The sequence below is a fragment of the Halanaerobium praevalens DSM 2228 genome, from assembly GCF_000165465.1.
Taxonomy (GTDB): domain Bacteria; phylum Bacillota; class Halanaerobiia; order Halanaerobiales; family Halanaerobiaceae; genus Halanaerobium; species Halanaerobium praevalens.
The window spans coordinates 1,363,276-1,379,236 of sequence record NC_017455.1 but is presented as its reverse complement, the minus strand read 5'-3'; the positions used below and the strand labels follow the sequence as shown (position 1 = coordinate 1,379,236).

General features: G+C 31.5%; 19 protein-coding genes. All 19 read left to right on the top strand.

The window, feature by feature from the left end; all coding sequences use genetic code 11:
* Positions 1-8: 8 nt before the first annotated feature.
* The 19 genes from HPRAE_RS06390 (at position 9) to HPRAE_RS06300 (ending at position 15,960) form a co-directional block, all read left to right on the top strand.
* Positions 9-917 (top strand): RnfABCDGE type electron transport complex subunit D, encoded by a 909-nt coding sequence (locus tag HPRAE_RS06390; RefSeq protein WP_014553408.1) that lies wholly within the window; start codon positions 9-11, stop codon positions 915-917.
* Positions 918-1,478 carry an RnfABCDGE type electron transport complex subunit G gene (locus HPRAE_RS06385; protein WP_014553407.1) on the top strand — a complete coding sequence of 187 codons (561 nt, stop codon included), beginning with the start codon at positions 918-920 and terminating at the stop codon, positions 1,476-1,478. It begins immediately after the preceding gene.
* Positions 1,478-2,086, top strand: coding sequence for an electron transport complex subunit RsxE (gene rsxE / locus HPRAE_RS06380; RefSeq protein WP_014553406.1), 609 nt, complete (start codon positions 1,478-1,480; stop codon positions 2,084-2,086). The genes HPRAE_RS06385 and rsxE overlap by 1 nt, the downstream gene beginning before the upstream one ends.
* A complete protein-coding gene (gene rsxA / locus HPRAE_RS06375; RefSeq protein WP_014553405.1) occupies positions 2,086-2,676 on the top strand; it encodes an electron transport complex subunit RsxA in 591 nt (196 codons plus the stop codon). Before rsxE ends, rsxA begins: the two co-directional genes overlap by 1 nt.
* Before the next feature lie 20 nt (positions 2,677-2,696).
* Complete coding sequence (locus HPRAE_RS06370; RefSeq protein WP_014553404.1) at positions 2,697-3,686, top strand: RnfABCDGE type electron transport complex subunit B; 990 nt, start codon at positions 2,697-2,699, stop codon at positions 3,684-3,686.
* Positions 3,687-3,826: 140 nt separating this feature from the next.
* Positions 3,827-4,234 (top strand): NusG domain II-containing protein, encoded by a 408-nt coding sequence (locus HPRAE_RS06365; RefSeq protein ID WP_014553403.1) that lies wholly within the window; start codon positions 3,827-3,829, stop codon positions 4,232-4,234.
* Position 4,235: 1 nt separating this feature from the next.
* Complete coding sequence (locus HPRAE_RS06360; RefSeq protein ID WP_014553402.1) at positions 4,236-4,763, top strand: Gx transporter family protein; 528 nt, start codon at positions 4,236-4,238, stop codon at positions 4,761-4,763.
* A complete protein-coding gene (locus HPRAE_RS06355; protein ID WP_014553401.1) occupies positions 4,759-5,355 on the top strand; it encodes a Maf family protein in 597 nt (198 codons plus the stop codon). The genes HPRAE_RS06360 and HPRAE_RS06355 overlap by 5 nt, the downstream gene beginning before the upstream one ends.
* Before the next feature lie 20 nt (positions 5,356-5,375).
* Positions 5,376-6,071 carry a RadC family protein gene (gene radC / locus HPRAE_RS06350; RefSeq protein WP_014553400.1) on the top strand — a complete coding sequence of 232 codons (696 nt, stop codon included), beginning with the start codon at positions 5,376-5,378 and terminating at the stop codon, positions 6,069-6,071.
* A gap of 43 nt (positions 6,072-6,114) precedes the next feature.
* Entirely contained in the window at positions 6,115-7,155 is a 1,041-nt protein-coding gene (locus HPRAE_RS06345; RefSeq protein ID WP_014553399.1) for a rod shape-determining protein, read from the top strand.
* A 3-nt stretch (positions 7,156-7,158) separates the two neighbouring features.
* Positions 7,159-8,088 carry a rod shape-determining protein MreC gene (mreC, locus tag HPRAE_RS06340; RefSeq protein WP_245528257.1) on the top strand — a complete coding sequence of 310 codons (930 nt, stop codon included), beginning with the start codon at positions 7,159-7,161 and terminating at the stop codon, positions 8,086-8,088.
* A gap of 24 nt (positions 8,089-8,112) precedes the next feature.
* Positions 8,113-8,604 (top strand): rod shape-determining protein MreD, encoded by a 492-nt coding sequence (gene mreD / locus HPRAE_RS06335; protein WP_014553397.1) that lies wholly within the window; start codon positions 8,113-8,115, stop codon positions 8,602-8,604.
* The gene (mrdA, locus tag HPRAE_RS06330) at positions 8,597-10,480 is read left to right on the top strand and encodes a penicillin-binding protein 2 (RefSeq protein ID WP_014553396.1); all 1,884 of its coding nucleotides are present in this window, start codon (positions 8,597-8,599) and stop codon (positions 10,478-10,480) included. Before mreD ends, mrdA begins: the two co-directional genes overlap by 8 nt.
* Before the next feature lie 26 nt (positions 10,481-10,506).
* A complete protein-coding gene (minC, locus tag HPRAE_RS06325) occupies positions 10,507-11,103 on the top strand; it encodes a septum site-determining protein MinC (RefSeq protein ID WP_014553395.1) in 597 nt (198 codons plus the stop codon).
* Between the two features lie 23 nt (positions 11,104-11,126).
* A complete protein-coding gene (gene minD, locus HPRAE_RS06320; RefSeq protein ID WP_014553394.1) occupies positions 11,127-11,921 on the top strand; it encodes a septum site-determining protein MinD in 795 nt (264 codons plus the stop codon).
* Between the two features lie 18 nt (positions 11,922-11,939).
* Positions 11,940-12,197 (top strand): cell division topological specificity factor MinE, encoded by a 258-nt coding sequence (gene minE, locus HPRAE_RS06315; protein WP_041606962.1) that lies wholly within the window; start codon positions 11,940-11,942, stop codon positions 12,195-12,197.
* Between the two features lie 14 nt (positions 12,198-12,211).
* Positions 12,212-13,351, top strand: coding sequence for a rod shape-determining protein RodA (gene rodA / locus HPRAE_RS06310; RefSeq protein ID WP_014553393.1), 1,140 nt, complete (start codon positions 12,212-12,214; stop codon positions 13,349-13,351).
* A 46-nt stretch (positions 13,352-13,397) separates the two neighbouring features.
* Complete coding sequence (locus HPRAE_RS06305) at positions 13,398-15,269, top strand: TIGR03960 family B12-binding radical SAM protein (RefSeq protein WP_014553392.1); 1,872 nt, start codon at positions 13,398-13,400, stop codon at positions 15,267-15,269.
* Complete coding sequence (locus HPRAE_RS06300; RefSeq protein ID WP_014553391.1) at positions 15,259-15,960, top strand: TIGR03936 family radical SAM-associated protein; 702 nt, start codon at positions 15,259-15,261, stop codon at positions 15,958-15,960. Before HPRAE_RS06305 ends, HPRAE_RS06300 begins: the two co-directional genes overlap by 11 nt.
* Position 15,961: the final 1 nt, after the last annotated feature.

Sequence of the window (15,961 nt, the reverse complement as noted above, 5' to 3'; positions counted from 1 at the left end):
AATCAATAATGAATAATGAATTAATTATAACATCCTCACCACATGTCAGATCACAAGATTCAGTTAAAAAAATTATGTGGTCAGTTGTTCTGGCTCTACTTCCTGCAGTTTTTGCAGCGGTATATTTCTTTAATACCAGAGCAATTTCAGTGATTTTGACAGCTGTTTTTGGTGCGGTTTTAACAGAGTACATATTTCAAAAAGTTAGGAATAAAAAAATTACTATTGAAGATGGAAGTGCAGTTTTAACAGGTTTACTTTTAGCTTTAACTCTACCACCTTCAATTCCACTTTGGACAGCTTTTTTTGGTTCAGTAGTTGCAATTGGTTTAGGTAAACAGGTTTTTGGTGGTATTGGTCAAAACCCATTTAATCCAGCTTTAGTTGGTAGAGCATTTTTAACTGCAGCTTATCCAGTTTTAATGACTACCTGGACTGTAGATGGAGTTTCAACTGCTACACCTTTAAGTAAAATGAAGATGGATGGAATAGCAACTGATACTTGGGAGCTATTTATTGGTCATATTGGTGGTTCTTTAGGAGAAACTTCTGCTTTAGCACTTTTATTAGGTTTCGCTTATCTATTATATAAAGGTTATGTTAACTGGAGAATACCACTAGCTATGATCGGATCAGTCTTTTTAGGAGCATTTATTTTTGGTGCAGATCCTATTTTCCATCTATTTGGTGGTGGATTAATGATCGGTGCTTTATATATGGCAACAGATATGGTTTCTAGTCCAACTACTAAGGCAGGACGTTGGATTTTTGGAATTGGAGCTGGTTTATTAGTTGTTGTTATTAGACTCTGGGGTGGTTATCCAGAAGGGGTAATGTATAGTATTTTATTAATGAATACAGCTGTACCTCTAATTGATCGTTATACAAGACCTCGTAGTTTAGGAGAGGTGAGATAAATGGAAAAAAATAGCATGAAAAGCTTAATCATAACACTTTCTGTAATTGGAATCGTTTCTGCTTTAGCTTTAACCTTTGTTTATGAATGGACTACTCCTTATATTGAGGCAAATCAAGCTAAAGCTCAAAAACAAGCGATTAATGAAGTTTTACCTGGAGTAGAAGAAGTTAAAGAAGTAGAAAAAGATAATAATGTTTTTTATGAAGGCTATGATCAAAATGGAAGTAGAATTGGAGTTGCTTTCAAAAATAGTGGTGGTGGCTATAATGGCCAAATTGAAGTAATGATCGGGGTTAACTTAGAAAATGAGAAAATATATAAAATTAGTGTTTTAAATCACCAGGAAACACCTGGACTAGGTGCTAGAATTACTGAGCCTGATTTTAAATCTAATTTCGAAAATAAGCCATTTGGTAATTATCAAGTTGTAAAAACTCCACCTACTAAAGAAACACAAGTAGAAGCTATTGCTGGAGCAACAATTTCTTCAGATAGTATAACTGAAGTAATACAAGAAGGATTAGAGATAGTAACTTCAGCTTATGGGGGTGGAATTTAATGACTTTGAATTTTAAAGAATTATTTAATGATTTTAAAAATGGACTTTGGGCTGAAAACCCAGTTATTAGACTTGTAATTGGAATGTGTCCAACACTTGCTGTAACAAATACCGCTTCTAACGGTTTAGCAATGGGACTTGCAACTTCTTTTGTTTTGATTATGTCAGAGATAGTTATTTCAATTATAAAAAAGTTAATTCCAGCTAATGTTCGTATTCCTAGTTACATATTAATAATTGCTAGTTTTGTAACATTTACTGATTATTTTTTAAAGGCATTTTTTCCAGGTATAGCAGCTTCATTGAGTATTTTTATACCTTTGATTGTTGTTAACTGTTTAATTTTGGGGCGTCAAGAAGCTTTTGCTTCTAAAAATCCTACTCATAGAGCAATTGCAGATGGCCTTGGTATGGGGATTGGTTTTACCTGGGTATTAACTTTATTAGGAATAATTAGAGAATTTTTTGGTATGGGCTCATTATTTGGAATCCAACTATTAGGTGAATGGTATCGTCCAATGGTTATTATGGTTTTACCTGCTGGAGCTTTTATAACTTTAGGTATTTTAGTAGGTATAATGAATCAAATCAGCAGGGAGGGTAAATAATGGAAGAGTTTACACAAATATTATTATTATTTATTAGTACTGTTTTAATAAATAACTTTGTTTTAATTAGATTTTTAGGTATTTGTCCATTCTTAGGAGTATCAAAACAAATTGAAACAGCTTTTAGTATGGGGCTTGCTACAACTTTTGTTATGACTTTAACAGCTGCAGCAACCTGGATGATTAATACCTTTATTTTAGAAGCTTTTAATTTACCATTTTTACAATATGTATCTTTTATTATTGTAATTGCTTCTTTAGTTCAATTTGTTGAGATGTTTATTAAAAAAACAAGTCCAGTTTTATATAAGGCTTTAGGTATTTTCCTTCCTTTAATTACAACAAACTGTGCTATTATGGGATTAGCTTTGTTAATTCCACTAAATGGTTATAGTTTTATAGCCAGTGTAGTTTTTGGTTTTGGAGCTGGAGTCGGTTTTACCTTAGCAATTGTATTAATAGCAGGTTTGAGAGAAAAATTAGAATTTGGCGATGTGCCGGAAGTTTTAAAAGGTGTGCCAGTTACCTTGATTATTGCAGGTATTATGGCTATGGCTTTTATGGGCTTTTCCGGTCTCATCTCAATGTAGTGGAGGTGCCAGTAAATTAAATGAATCCAACATATTTATATTCTTTAGTTAGTATGGGGGGAATAGCAGCTGTTTTAGCTGCAGGTTTAGGTTTTGCCTCAGAACGTTTTAAAGTAGAACAAGATCCTAGAGTTGGTAAAGTCGAAGACGCCCTACCGGGAGTAAACTGTGGAGCTTGTGGTTATGCCGGTTGTAGTGCTTTTGCAGAAGCCGTAGCAGCTGGAGAAGCGCCAGTTAATGGTTGTCCTGTAGGTGGAGATAAAGTTGCAGCTGAAGTAGCTGAAATTATGGGAGCTGACTCAGATGACAGTGGTGATAAACTAGTAGCTGAATTATTATGTGCTGGTGGTATAAAAGAAACAGCTAAATCTGGTAAGTATCAAGGAATTCAGACTTGTAAAGCTGCAAATGCTGTTAATGGTGGAGAAAAATCATGTCAATACAGCTGTCTTGGTTTTGGTGATTGTGAGTCAGTTTGTCCTTTTGATGCTATTTATATGAGCGAAAATGGTTTGCCACAAATTGATCCAGAAAAGTGTACTGCTTGTGGTAAATGTATAACAGAATGTCCACGGAATATTTTGTTATTAGCACCAATGTCTGCTCAAAATCATATTAGATGTTCTTCTCATAATAGTGGTAAAATTGTTCGAAAAAGCTGTGAAGTAGGATGTATTGCCTGTAGTCTTTGTGCTAAAGTTTGCCCAGTAGATGCTATTGAAATCAAAGATAATTTGGCAGTTATTGACTACGAAAAATGTGTTAACTGTGGTAAATGTGCAGAAAAATGTCCAACTGGCACAATTCAATTTGAAGGAAAAATGATTGAAAAAGTTGAAATTAATGATAATTGTGTAGGTTGTACTCTCTGTGCTCGCGCCTGTCCTGTTGAAGCAATCGAGGGAGAGGTAAAAAATAGACACCAGATTGATCAAGATAAATGTATTCAATGTGGACTCTGTTTTGAAGCTTGTAATGTTAAAGCTGTTGACGTTTTTTATCAAGATTAAAATAAAGGCTAATTAAGCTTAAACCCGTCTCCATTATAAATGGGGACGGGTTTTCTTAACTTGCATAGTGTGGACATCTGCTGATAAAGATGTTAAAATATATAGTAATGGTAGTCAAAAAGAAATTAGTGGTGAAATAAATGAAAATAACAGATATCTTAACACTTTATGATAAAATTTTAATAGTTTTTGTAATTTCTTTAAGTATTATTTTATTTTTATTTCCTTTTTATAATTTTGACTTTAATTCTAATAATAATTTGATATTAAAAGTTCAGCTAGAAAATGAATTAATAAAAACTATAGATCTTGCTGCAAGTTATGAGCAGCCAATTCATTTTCAAGTTCAGGGGCCAATTGGGATTCATAAGATTGAAGTAGATCAAGGCCGAGTTAGGGTCGAAGAAGCTCCTAAAGATGATCCTTTAAAAATCTGTGAACAAACAGGATGGATTGAGAGAGCAGGCCCAATTATTGTTTGTGTTCCGAATAAATTGAGTATCTGGCTAGAAAATGATGATTCTGAGATAGATGGGATGAGCTGGTAAAATGAAAAAAACTCAAAAAATAGTTATCATAGCGCTTTTGATTTCATTAGGACTAGTTTTACATCTGGTAGAAAGTTTTTTTCCCTTGGCAACAATTGTTCCAGGAGCTAAACTAGGATTAGCTAATATTGTTTCTTTACTAGCTATTTATTTATTTCCTTTTACTGCAGCTTTGGAAGTGGTTATTTTTAGAGTTATCTTAGGTTCTTTACTTGCAGGAACTTTTATGACTATCAATTTCTATTTAAGTTTTAGTGGTGGTCTTTTAAGCTTTGTTTTAATGTATTTAGTTTATTATTTTTTAAAAAATAAATTTTCTTTAATTGGAATTAGTATAATTGGAGCTGTAGCACATAATATAGCTCAAATTATAGCAGCTTATTTTATTATTGCTAATCAAGGTATTTTTTATTATCTTCCTTTTCTAATGATTTTAGCCCTTCCAACTGGTTTGGGAGTAGGCTTAGTCAGTTATTTCACTCTCAAATATTTACCAAATTCTATTTTGAGGGGAGGTTTTAAAGATTAAAGAGGCCAAAGAAAATGACTTAAAATTAGTTTTAGCATCAGCTTCTCCTAGAAGAGAAGCAATTTTAAAACAATTAAAATTAAAATTTACAGTAGTACCTTCTAAAATTGATGAAAGTGAATTTAAGGCTGACAATCCAGTTGAATTAGTAGAAATTTTAGCTGTAGAAAAAGCAAAAGCAGTTGCTAAATTAGTAGAAAATGTAATAATTATAGCTGCAGATACTGTAGTTGTAGCTGATGATCAAATTTTAGGTAAACCAAAAAATAAAATTGAAGCTAAAAAAATGCTTAAAAAATTAAGTGGTCAAGAGCATCAAGTGATAACTGGTTTAGCAGTTTTAAATTCAGTTTCTGACGAAGTTCAAGCTGCAAATAATATTACTGAAGTTAAAATGTCTAATATAACAGAAGTAGAAATTGAAAAATATATTGAGCAAGAAAATATTTTAGATAAAGCTGGTTCTTATGCTATTCAAGGTTTAGGCGGTATTTTTGTTGAGGAAATAAAAGGCTCATATTATTCAGTTATGGGAATGCCTATTCATCAACTTGCTAAATTGTTAAAAGAGTTTAACTATGGAATCTTATAAGAGAAAGGAGCTAATTTTTGATGGAAGGTTTAAAAAGTAACTTTACCATCAAAGAATTACCAGCAGCAGAAAGACCAAGAGAAAAACTATTAAGAAAAGGAAGTAAATTTTTATCAAACGCTGAATTGCTAGCTTTAATTATTAGAACAGGTAATAAAGAAAGAACTGCAGTTGAACTAGCTCAAGATTTACTTAATCTTTATGGGGGCTTAAAGGGTTTACAAGATTTAAGTTGTGAAGAACTAAAAAAGATTAATGGAATCGGGACAGCCAAAGCAGCTCAAATAAATGCTCTAATTGAGTTAAGCTGCAGAATTTCTGCTTTAAAAAACCAAAAAAATGATTTGGTAAGTAATCCAATTCAAGCAGCAGAATTATTAGCAGCTGAAATGAGATTTTTAAAGCAGGAAGTTTTAAGAGTTATCTTACTTGATGTTAAAAATAAGGTAATTTCTGTACCTGAAATTTCTCGAGGTGGTCTTTCAAGTTCAATTGTTCATCCCAGAGAGGTTTTTAAAGAAGCAATTCGACGTAGTAGTGCAGCAATAATTTTAGTTCATAATCATCCTAGTGGTGATCCAACTCCTAGTGCTGACGATTTAAGTATTACTAAAAAACTAGTCAAAACAGGAAAAATTATTGGAATAGAAATAATTGATCATATTATTATTGCTGGTGATAAATATTTAAGCTTTAAAGAAAAAGGTTTATTTTAATTTTTATTAAAGTTTTATTTAATTTGAAAGGGGTTTTATTTAAATGGTTTTTAAATTTTTAAGTGCGCCATTCTCAAGGGATATGGGTGTTGACCTTGGGACAGCAAATACATTAGTTTATATTAAAGGTAAAGGGATTCTTATTCGAGAGCCTTCAGTTGTGGCTCTAAAAAAAGATAAACAAGAAGTACTTGCTGTTGGAAATGAAGCAAAGAGAATGATTGGTAGAACACCTGGGAATATTATTGCAGTCAGGCCAATGAAAGACGGAGTAATTGCTGATTTTGATGTTACAGAGTCAATGTTAAGATATTTTATAACTAAGGCTCATAAAAGAAGTAGAATGGTTAGACCACGAATAATCATCTGTGTTCCTTCTGGAGTTACAGAAGTAGAGAAAAGAGCTGTTATTGATGCTGCAGTTCATGCTGGAGCAAGAGAAGCCTATTTGATTGAAGAACCGATGGCAGCAGCAATTGGAGCTGGTCTACCAGTTCACGAGCCAACAGGTAATATGATAGTTGATATTGGTGGTGGAACTACAGAAGTTGCTGTTATTTCTTTAGGTGGAATTGTAACAAGCCGTTCTATTAGAATTGGTGGTGATGATATGGATGCCGCTATTGTTCAATATGTTAAAAGAAAATATAATTTAATGATTGGGGAAAGAACAGCTGAAGAAATCAAAATTGATATTGGAGCCGCTTTTAGTGATGATCCAGAAGGAACTAAAGAAATTAGAGGTCGTGATTTAGTAAGTGGCCTGCCAAAAACAATTGAAATCAATGGAGCAGAAATTCAAAGTGCTTTAGAAGAACCAGTTATTAATATTATTGATGCAGTAAAAATGACTTTAGAAAAAACACCACCAGAATTAGCTTCAGATGTTATGGATAGAGGAATTATTTTAACAGGTGGTGGTGCCTTATTACAGGGGCTGGATAAATTGTTAATTGATGAAACTCAAATGCCAGTTCATATTGCTGATAATCCTTTAGACTGTGTAGCTAAAGGAACAGGCATGGCTTTAGAGGAAATTGATTCTTTGAAAAAAATTCTAATTACACCCAAAAAATTATCTTAGGGGGTGTACCTGTTGTTTGACTTTAGCAGGAATACTTTAATTATAGCAGTTATTATTTTTTGTGTTTTATTTTTTAGTTTGATCAATATTAAAGGTATAGATATCCCCTTAATAAATTGGTTGAGTAATTTAATTTATAATACGATTACTCCAATTTTAAATTTATTAGAAAGTATATTTGAAAATATTAAAGATTTTTTTGTTACCCTTTTTTCAATTGATGAGATAAACCGAGAACTTACCAATTTAAGACAGGAAAATAATACACTCACAAGACAGATTCACTTTCTAGAAAATATTAACAGTGAAAATAAAAGATTAAGAAAACTGCTTCATTTTAAAGAAAAAGTGGATTATGAGTTATTAGGGGCAGAGGTAATAGCTAATTCTCCTTCCATTTGGGACAAAAGTATTACCATTAATCGTGGTACTGCAGATGGTTTACAAAAAAGAATGCCAGTAATAACTTATTCTGGCTATTTAGTTGGTCGTTTAGAAAAAGTAGGTAAAAATGCTGCTCAAGTGAGATTGATTACAGATCGCGAATTTGTAGTAGGAGCTATTATTGCTCGGGCTGATTCGAGAGAGATTGCTTTGGTTAGAGGTAGTGGTCGTTCTGATCAAGCAAATATAATGGATAATATAGCTTGGGATGCTGAAATTGAAAAAGGTGATCTTGTTTTAACTTCAGGTTTATCTAATAATTTTCCTTCTGGTTTAAAAATTGGAAAAGTTAAAGATATTGAGGCAGATAATTATGGTCTTTCTCAAAAATCTAAAGTTAACTTATTTATCAATAAAACTACTTTAGAAGAGGTAATGGTCATTACAAATTTTAAAACTAAAGCAGAAAATAAAGTTAATCCTAAAAAAGATATTAATAGTAATGAGGAAAGTGAAAAAGATGCAAAAATTGGAGAAAATAAAGATTAAAAAAAATATAATGGAGAGTTTGAATTGAAAAAATACCTATTTAATCTATTAATTTTAATTTTTCTTTTAATTTGTCAGCTCTTAATAGGTATCATTTTTCCAGCTTTAAACTTAATACCTGATTTTATCTTAATTTATGTAGTAATGAGAGCTATTATGTTTGGTGCTAAAGATGGAATGCTATTTGCTGCAACTGGTGGGATTTTACAGGATGTTTTTTTAAATTCTTTAATTGGTATTTTCACCCCAGTTAAAACTGCTATAGCTTTTTTAGCATCTTTGTTAACAGATAGATTTTTTCAGGAAAATTTATTGATCCCACCTTTAGCAGTTTTTATAGCAACTTTAATTCATGAAATATTATATTTATTGCTTAAAGAAAATTATTTATTTACAACCGATTATTTACTATTGTTTAAACAAATAATTTTACCAATGGCTATTTTAAATACTACAATTACTTTTATTAGCTATTTAAGCTATTTGCTTTGGCAAAGGTGGAATTTAAATGGATAGACATAAGTTTTTAAAAATAGCTATTATTTTAGTTTTTTTGCTTCTTTTAGTAAGGGCAGGATATTTACAGTTGATTTCTGGTGATTATTATTATCAGCTTTCTGAGGGAAATAGAATTTCAGTTAGGCCAATAAATGCTCCTCGAGGTAAAATTTATGATCGCAGAGGTGAAATTGTTGTTTCTAATAGACTCAGCTATAACCTCTATCTAATGCAAAATGAAATTCCACCTGAAAGTACAGCTAAAACAATTTTATCTAAACTCTCAGAATTGAGTTCTTTGTCAAAATCACGTTTAATGAATAATTATCAGAATTCTGAATCCAAAAATTCAGTTAGACCAATAATTTTAGCGCGTCATCTAACTAAAGAAGATATGGTAATAATTGCAGAAAACAAGGATTTATTACCAGGTTTATTAGTTAAAGAAGCTTCAATGCGTGATTATATTTATCCTGAAGAATTAGTTCATATTACTGGCTATATTGGAGAAATTAATCGTAAAGAATTAATTGCATTTAATGAAGCTGGTTATGATTATAGTGGTGGTGATTTTGTTGGTAAAGATGGACTGGAAAAAGAATACGAATTTTACTTAAAAGGAAATCCTGGGGCTGAACAAATAGAAATTAACAGTCGAGGGAAAAAGATAAAAACGATTGGGGTCAAAAAACCAACTCCAGGCAATGATCTAGTATTAAATATTGATTTTGCCCTTCAGCATAATGTAGAAAAAATATTAGAAAATAATTATTCTAGATTAAGAAAAGAAGCAAAAGAAGATGAAGATCGATCTGCCCCAACAGCTATTTCAGCGGTTGTGATGGATATTAATACAGGTGGTATTATTTCTGCTGCTAGTTTGCCTGATTATAATTTAAATTTGTTTGCAAGAGGAATTAGTAATCAAGATTACCAAAAATTGAGAAGTAATCCTTTAAGACCAATGGTTAATAGAAATATTATGACAACTGTTCCTCCTGGCTCTATTTTTAAATTAGTTACAGGTACAGCAGCCATGAAAGAATTAGGAGTTAGAGCTAATACAAGTTTTTATGATTCAAATGGAACTTTTAAAATTCCTAATTGGTCTCGTCCATTTAAAAATTGGAATCCTTATGGAGAAGGCAGATTAGATTTTGTAAGATCAATTGCCCGTTCTAATAATGTAGTATTTTATGAACTAGGATATGAATTATATAAAGAATATCAAGGTGAAAAATTAGCAGAATATGCACGCAAATATGGATTAGGAACTAAAACTAATATTGATCTACCAAGTGAAAAAGCAGGCTTAGTTCCAGATGATAAGTGGAAAAGAAAGAATCTTGATCAGGGTTGGTATCCTGGGGATTCAGTTAATTTAGCTATTGGTCAAGGAAGTTTAATGACAACTCCAGTTCAATTAGTTTCTCTTATTTCAGCTGTAGCAGGAGAAGGTATTGCCTATCAACCTCAGTTAGTAAAAGAAATTAGAAATTCAGAGGGAGAAATAATAAAAGAATTTAAACCAGTAGTTAATATCAATTTAAAAAGTGAAATTGAAAACAGAGTTTTTAAAACTCTAAAACAGGGAATGCATGATGTTGTTAATAAAAATTATGGGACTGCATCTAGACATTTTAGACATTTTCCAGTTACTATTGCTGGTAAAACAGGTACTGCTCAAACTGGAGGAGCTAACCATGGTTGGTTTGGAGCTTTTGCCCCTTATGAAGACCCGCAAATTGCAATAGTAGTTTTTGTTGAAAATGGGGGATCAAGTGGTTATGCAATTCCTGTTGCTAGAGAAATAATGGCTTATTATTTTGGTCTAAAAAATTCTAAAAACCAAAAGAATAGAGTTTATTACCATAGTCGTGAAAATATTTATTAAATTAAGTTCTAAAAGGGAGAGATTTTATGGCTTCTGTTTTTTCTTTTCAAGCAGTTTCTGATGGTATAGTTATGAATTTTAGAAAAGGGAGTAGTTTTAGTAACTTAAAAAAGGCTATTAAAATACATGCTCTTGAAGCAGCTGATTTTTTTAAAGGGGTTAATTTATATTTAAATTTAAGCGGTTTAGAATTAACTTATACAGAATTAGCAGAGTTAATGGAAATAGTAAAAAATTATAATCAGGTTAATAAAATATATTTTACCGCTAAAAATAAAGTAGAAAAAAGTAAAAAGCAAAATCCAGAAGCTGTAATCATCAATAGAACCTTACGTTCAGGTCAAAGATTAAAACATCATTCAAATGTGGTTATTGTTGGAGATGTAAATCCAGGTGCAGAAGTAATTGCAGGTGGAGATATTATAGTTTTTGGAAAGATTAGAGGAGTTGTTCACGCTGGGGCTGGTGGAAATGATAAGGCTCAAATTGTAGCTCGGAAATTAAATCCAACTCAACTTAGAATAGCCTCTTTTATTGCTAGATCACCAGATGATGATAGTTCAGGTCTAGAAGCAGAAAGAGCTTGTGTTAATGAAGGCCAAATTATGGTAAATAAAATTTAATATAATTTCAGGAGGGATTGAATTTGGCAGGTAAAACAATTGTTATTACTTCAGGTAAAGGTGGGGTAGGAAAAACTACTTCCTCGGCTAATATTGGTACTGCCTTAGCAATGCAGAAAAAAAAGGTGTGTTTAATTGATGCTGATATTGGTTTGAGAAATTTGGATGTTGTAATGGGGCTTGAAAATAGAATTGTTTATGATATTGTGGATGTTGTAGAAAATAATTGTAGGTTAGAACAGGCAATGATTAGAGATAAGCGTTATGATGGATTATATTTACTACCAGCAGCTCAAACTAGAGATAAAACAGCAGTTAATCCTGCTCAAATGGAAGAATTAATCACAGAATTAAAAAAAGAGATGGATTATATAATTGTTGATTCACCTGCAGGAATTGAGCAAGGTTTTAAAAATGCAATTGCAGGTGCAGATAAAGCAATTATAGTAACAACTCCAGAAATTTCTGCTGTGCGTGATGCTGATCGAATTATTGGGCTTTTAGAAGCTGAAGGAGTAAGAGATCCAGAAGTGATTATTAATCGGATTAGAGCTGATATGGTTGATCGAGGAGATATGATGGGAATTGATGATATGATCGAAATACTTGCCATCAATTTAATCGGTATTGTACCAGAAGATGAAGGCATTGTTGTTTCCACAAATAAAGGTGAGCCGATTGTTATAAATGATAATGCTCAAGCAGGTAAAGCTTATCGAAATATTGCTCGGAGAATTATGGGTGAAGATTTACCAATGATGAAATTAGAAAAAGATAATTTTATAACTCGATTTAAAAAATTAGTAGGTTTAGCTTAATATAAGGGGGGGAGTAAAATCGATATATTAAAATGGCTTGGTTTAAAAAGTGATGATAAGCAAAGTAAAAATGTTGCAAAAGAAAGATTACAATTTGTACTTGTTCAGGATAGAGTTAAACTCACTCCAGAAGAAATGGATGCAATGAGGGATGAACTAATTGAAGTTTTAAGTAAATATATAGATGTTGATTCCCAAAAGATAGAGATGGATGTTAAAAGAGAAGATGATATGACTGCTCTTGTTGCCAATTTCCCCCTTAAGGGTTCTAAATAGAGGGGCTATTAATTATGAACTGGAATAAGAAATTTTTGCGGTATTTAAATTTTAATGTTCCTTTAACTGTAATTTGCTTAATTATTATTGGTTTTATTAGCATTAGTTCTGCAGTTGAAATAAATCAGGTAGATAGTGGAGCTTTAAGATTTTTGCAAAAGCAGGCAGTCTCAGTTATACTGGGCCTGCTGGTGATTTTAATTTCACAAGCTTTTGATTATAAAATTTTCAAAGAATATGCAGCTGTTATTTATATTATAATGTTAGTGATGTTAACAGGAACATTATTTATTGGTCAAAATATTTCTGGAGGAGCTCGCTGGTTAAGCATAGGTGTTTTTAATCTTCAAACTTCAGAATTATCAAAAATAATGTTGATTTTAGTCTTAGCAGCTGTGATTGATAATAATTCTGATGATATGGGTTATTTAAAAGGAATGTTTTTACCATCAGTAACTGCCCTAATTCCCTTTTTGCTTGTTGTTTTGCAAAATGATTTGGGTACAGCTTTAGTTTTATTTTTTATTTATTTAGTTATGCTTTTTGCTGGTGGAGGTAATTTTAAGTATATGGCTTTGGTTTTTGGTGGCGGTTTTTTAGTAACGGTATCTGTTATTACAGCACATGTGCTTTGGCAGACACCACTTCCATTTTTAAAAGAATATCAATTAAATAGGTTAATTGTTTTTATTAATCCTAATATTGATCCACATGGTAGTGGCTATAATATTATTCAATCTATAATCGCTTTAGGTTCAGGAAGAACTTTTGGCAAAGGCTTATTTGCGGGAACTCAAAATCAACTTAATTTTTTGCCAGAAAAACATACTGATTTTATTTTCTCTGTTATTGGAGAAGAATTTGGTTTTTTAGGTACAATGCTTGTAATTTTACTCTTTCTATTTTTATTATGGCAATTTTTAAAAATTGCTGAAAATGCCAGAGATCATTATGGCTATTTAGTAGTAATCGGAATTATGGCTATGTTTTGGTTCCATATTTTAGAGAATATAGGAATGACTATGGGAATTATGCCTATTACAGGTGTTCCCTTGCCTTTTATTAGTTATGGTGGAACTTTTATGTTGACTTCATTAATTGCAATTGCTATAGTAATTAATGTCAATTTAAGAAAAAATAAATTAATGTTTTAAAAGAAAATTATTAACAAATTAGATTTAGAAATCATGAGGTGGTTTTTTGCAGTATAAAGAAAAAATAATTGATAATTTATATAAAATATCTAACCCAGAAAGATATACAGGTAATGAATGGAATTCAATTAATAAAGAATGGAAAAAAGAAAGATTAAAAGTGGCTTTAGCTTTTCCTGATGTTTATGAAATCGGGATGTCCCATTTAGGGCTTAAAATTTTATACCATTTAATTAATAAAGAAGAAAATATGCTGGCAGAAAGAGTTTATGCTCCCTGGCAGGATATGGAAGATTTAATGCAAAAAGAAGAGATTCCCCTTTACACTCTGGAATCTTATCACGAAATTAAAGATTTTGATATTTTAGGTTTTACCTTACAGTATGAAATGAGTTATACAAATATTTTAAATATGCTTAATTTAAGTGGGATGGAACTATTTGCTTCTGAGCGAGAGGAAAGTGACCCTCTAATAATTGCTGGTGGTTCAACTGTTTTTAATTCAGAACCGATAGCAGCTTTTATAGATTTATTTTTTGTAGGAGAAGCAGAATCAATGATTATTAAGCTTTTAAATGAGTATCAAAACTTAAAAAAAGCTGGCCTAAATAAATTTGAAATTTTGAAAAAATTGAGTAAAATGCCAGGTATTTATGTTCCTTCTTTATATAGTGAAGAGTATGGAGAGCAGGGAGAAATTTTAGCTTTAAATTCTCAAGCAGAGGTAAAAGAAAAGGTAAAAAAGCAGGTAGTCCAAAATTTAGATCAAGCTTTTTATCCAACTGATTTTCTAGTTCCTTATCGCGATACTGTTCATGAAAGAGTTGTTTTAGAAATTTCGCGAGGTTGTACTAGAAGCTGTAGATTTTGTGCAGCAGGAATGGCTTATCGACCAGTTCGCGAAAGAAGTGTAGAGCGTTTAATTGAATTAGCAGAAAAAGCCTTAAAATCAACAGGCTATGATGAAATTTCTTTAACCTCCTTGAGTACTGTTGATTACACAGATGCTAAAAACTTAATAAAAAAAATGACAGAAAAATTTAGTGATAAAATGATTAGTGTTTCTTTATCTTCTTTGAGAGTAGATAAATTTTCAGTAGAATTAGCAGAAGAAGTAAATAAAGTTCGTAAAACTGGTTTAACTTTTGCTCCAGAAGCAGGAAGTCAGCGTTTAAGAGATGTTATCAATAAAAATGTGAGTGAAGAAGATATTTATTCAGCTGCTAAAGCTGCCTTTGAAAATGGCTGGTCTAAAATTAAATTGTATTTTATGATTGGTTTACCAACTGAAACTATGGAAGATGTAAAAGCAATTGCTGAAATGGCCAAAAAAATTAAAGAAATTGGTCAAAAAGTTAGAAAAAACACTAAAAAACGGATGAGAAAAATCCAAGTTTCAGTAAGTGTTTCAACTTTTGTACCTAAAGTATTTACTCCTTTTCAATGGCATAAAATGGATGATCGAGAAACAATTATTAAAAAACATGATTATTTAAGAGCTAATATAAAAGGGAGAAGCTTTTCCTTTAGCTGGAATGATCCTCAACTTTCTCGCTTAGAAGGGGTTTTAGCTAGGGGAGATAGAAGATTAGCTCCAGTAATTGTTTCAGCTTGGAAAAAAGGAAGTCGATTTGAAGGTTGGCATGAGTGCTTTGAAGCTGAAATTTGGGAAGAAGCTTTTAAAGAAAATAAAATAAATCCAGAGCAATATTTGAGAGCAAGAGCTAGTGAAGAAATATTTTCTTGGGAAAAAATTGATATTGGAATCCCTAAATCCTTTTTATTAAAAGAATATAAAAATGCTGAGGCAGAAGTTTTAATTGATGATTGTAGATTTGATGATTGTCATAACTGCTCAGTTTGTGGTAATTTTGGAGTTAATTTAGAATTAGTAGGTGATCAAGCAAATGAATTATAGAATCAAATTTGCTAAATTAGAAGATTTAATGTATATTTCACATTTAGAAGTGATTAAAACTTTAAGAAGAATAATTAGGAGGGCAGAATTGCCAGCCGCTTTTTCGCAGGGTTATAATCCAAGAATCAAGCTTGCAATTGGACCACCTTTAGCTGTTGGTTTAATTAGTAAAGGAGAATATTTTGATCTTGAATTAGAAACTGAATTAGATAGTCAGCAAATAATTAGAGACTTAAATGCAGTTTCACCACAAGCACTTAAATTTTTAGAGGCAGTTAAAGTTCCAACTGATATTAGATCCTTATCTTCTTTATTAGATACTGCTATCTATACAATTAAATTTGATTATTCAAAAGCAAAAACTTTAGCTGCTGAGAAGAAAATGTTAGAAGAATTTATGCAGCAAGAAGAAATTATGATTATTAGACACCGTAGGAAAAAATCAGACAGAGAACTAGATTTAAAAACAAGAATATTTTCTGCAGAAATAAAAGAAAAGAATCACTGGCAATTTGCAGTTGTAACAGGAAGTAGGGGGAATGTTAGACCAGAAGAACTTAATCGTGCTTTAAGAACAAAATATCCAGAAATCAAGGAGTTTTCTCCTCTACAAGTTATCAGAGAGGGAGTATTTGTTAAAGATGGAGAAGCATATCTAGCTCCCTATGCAGAAAAGTTCATCGGGAGTTGAA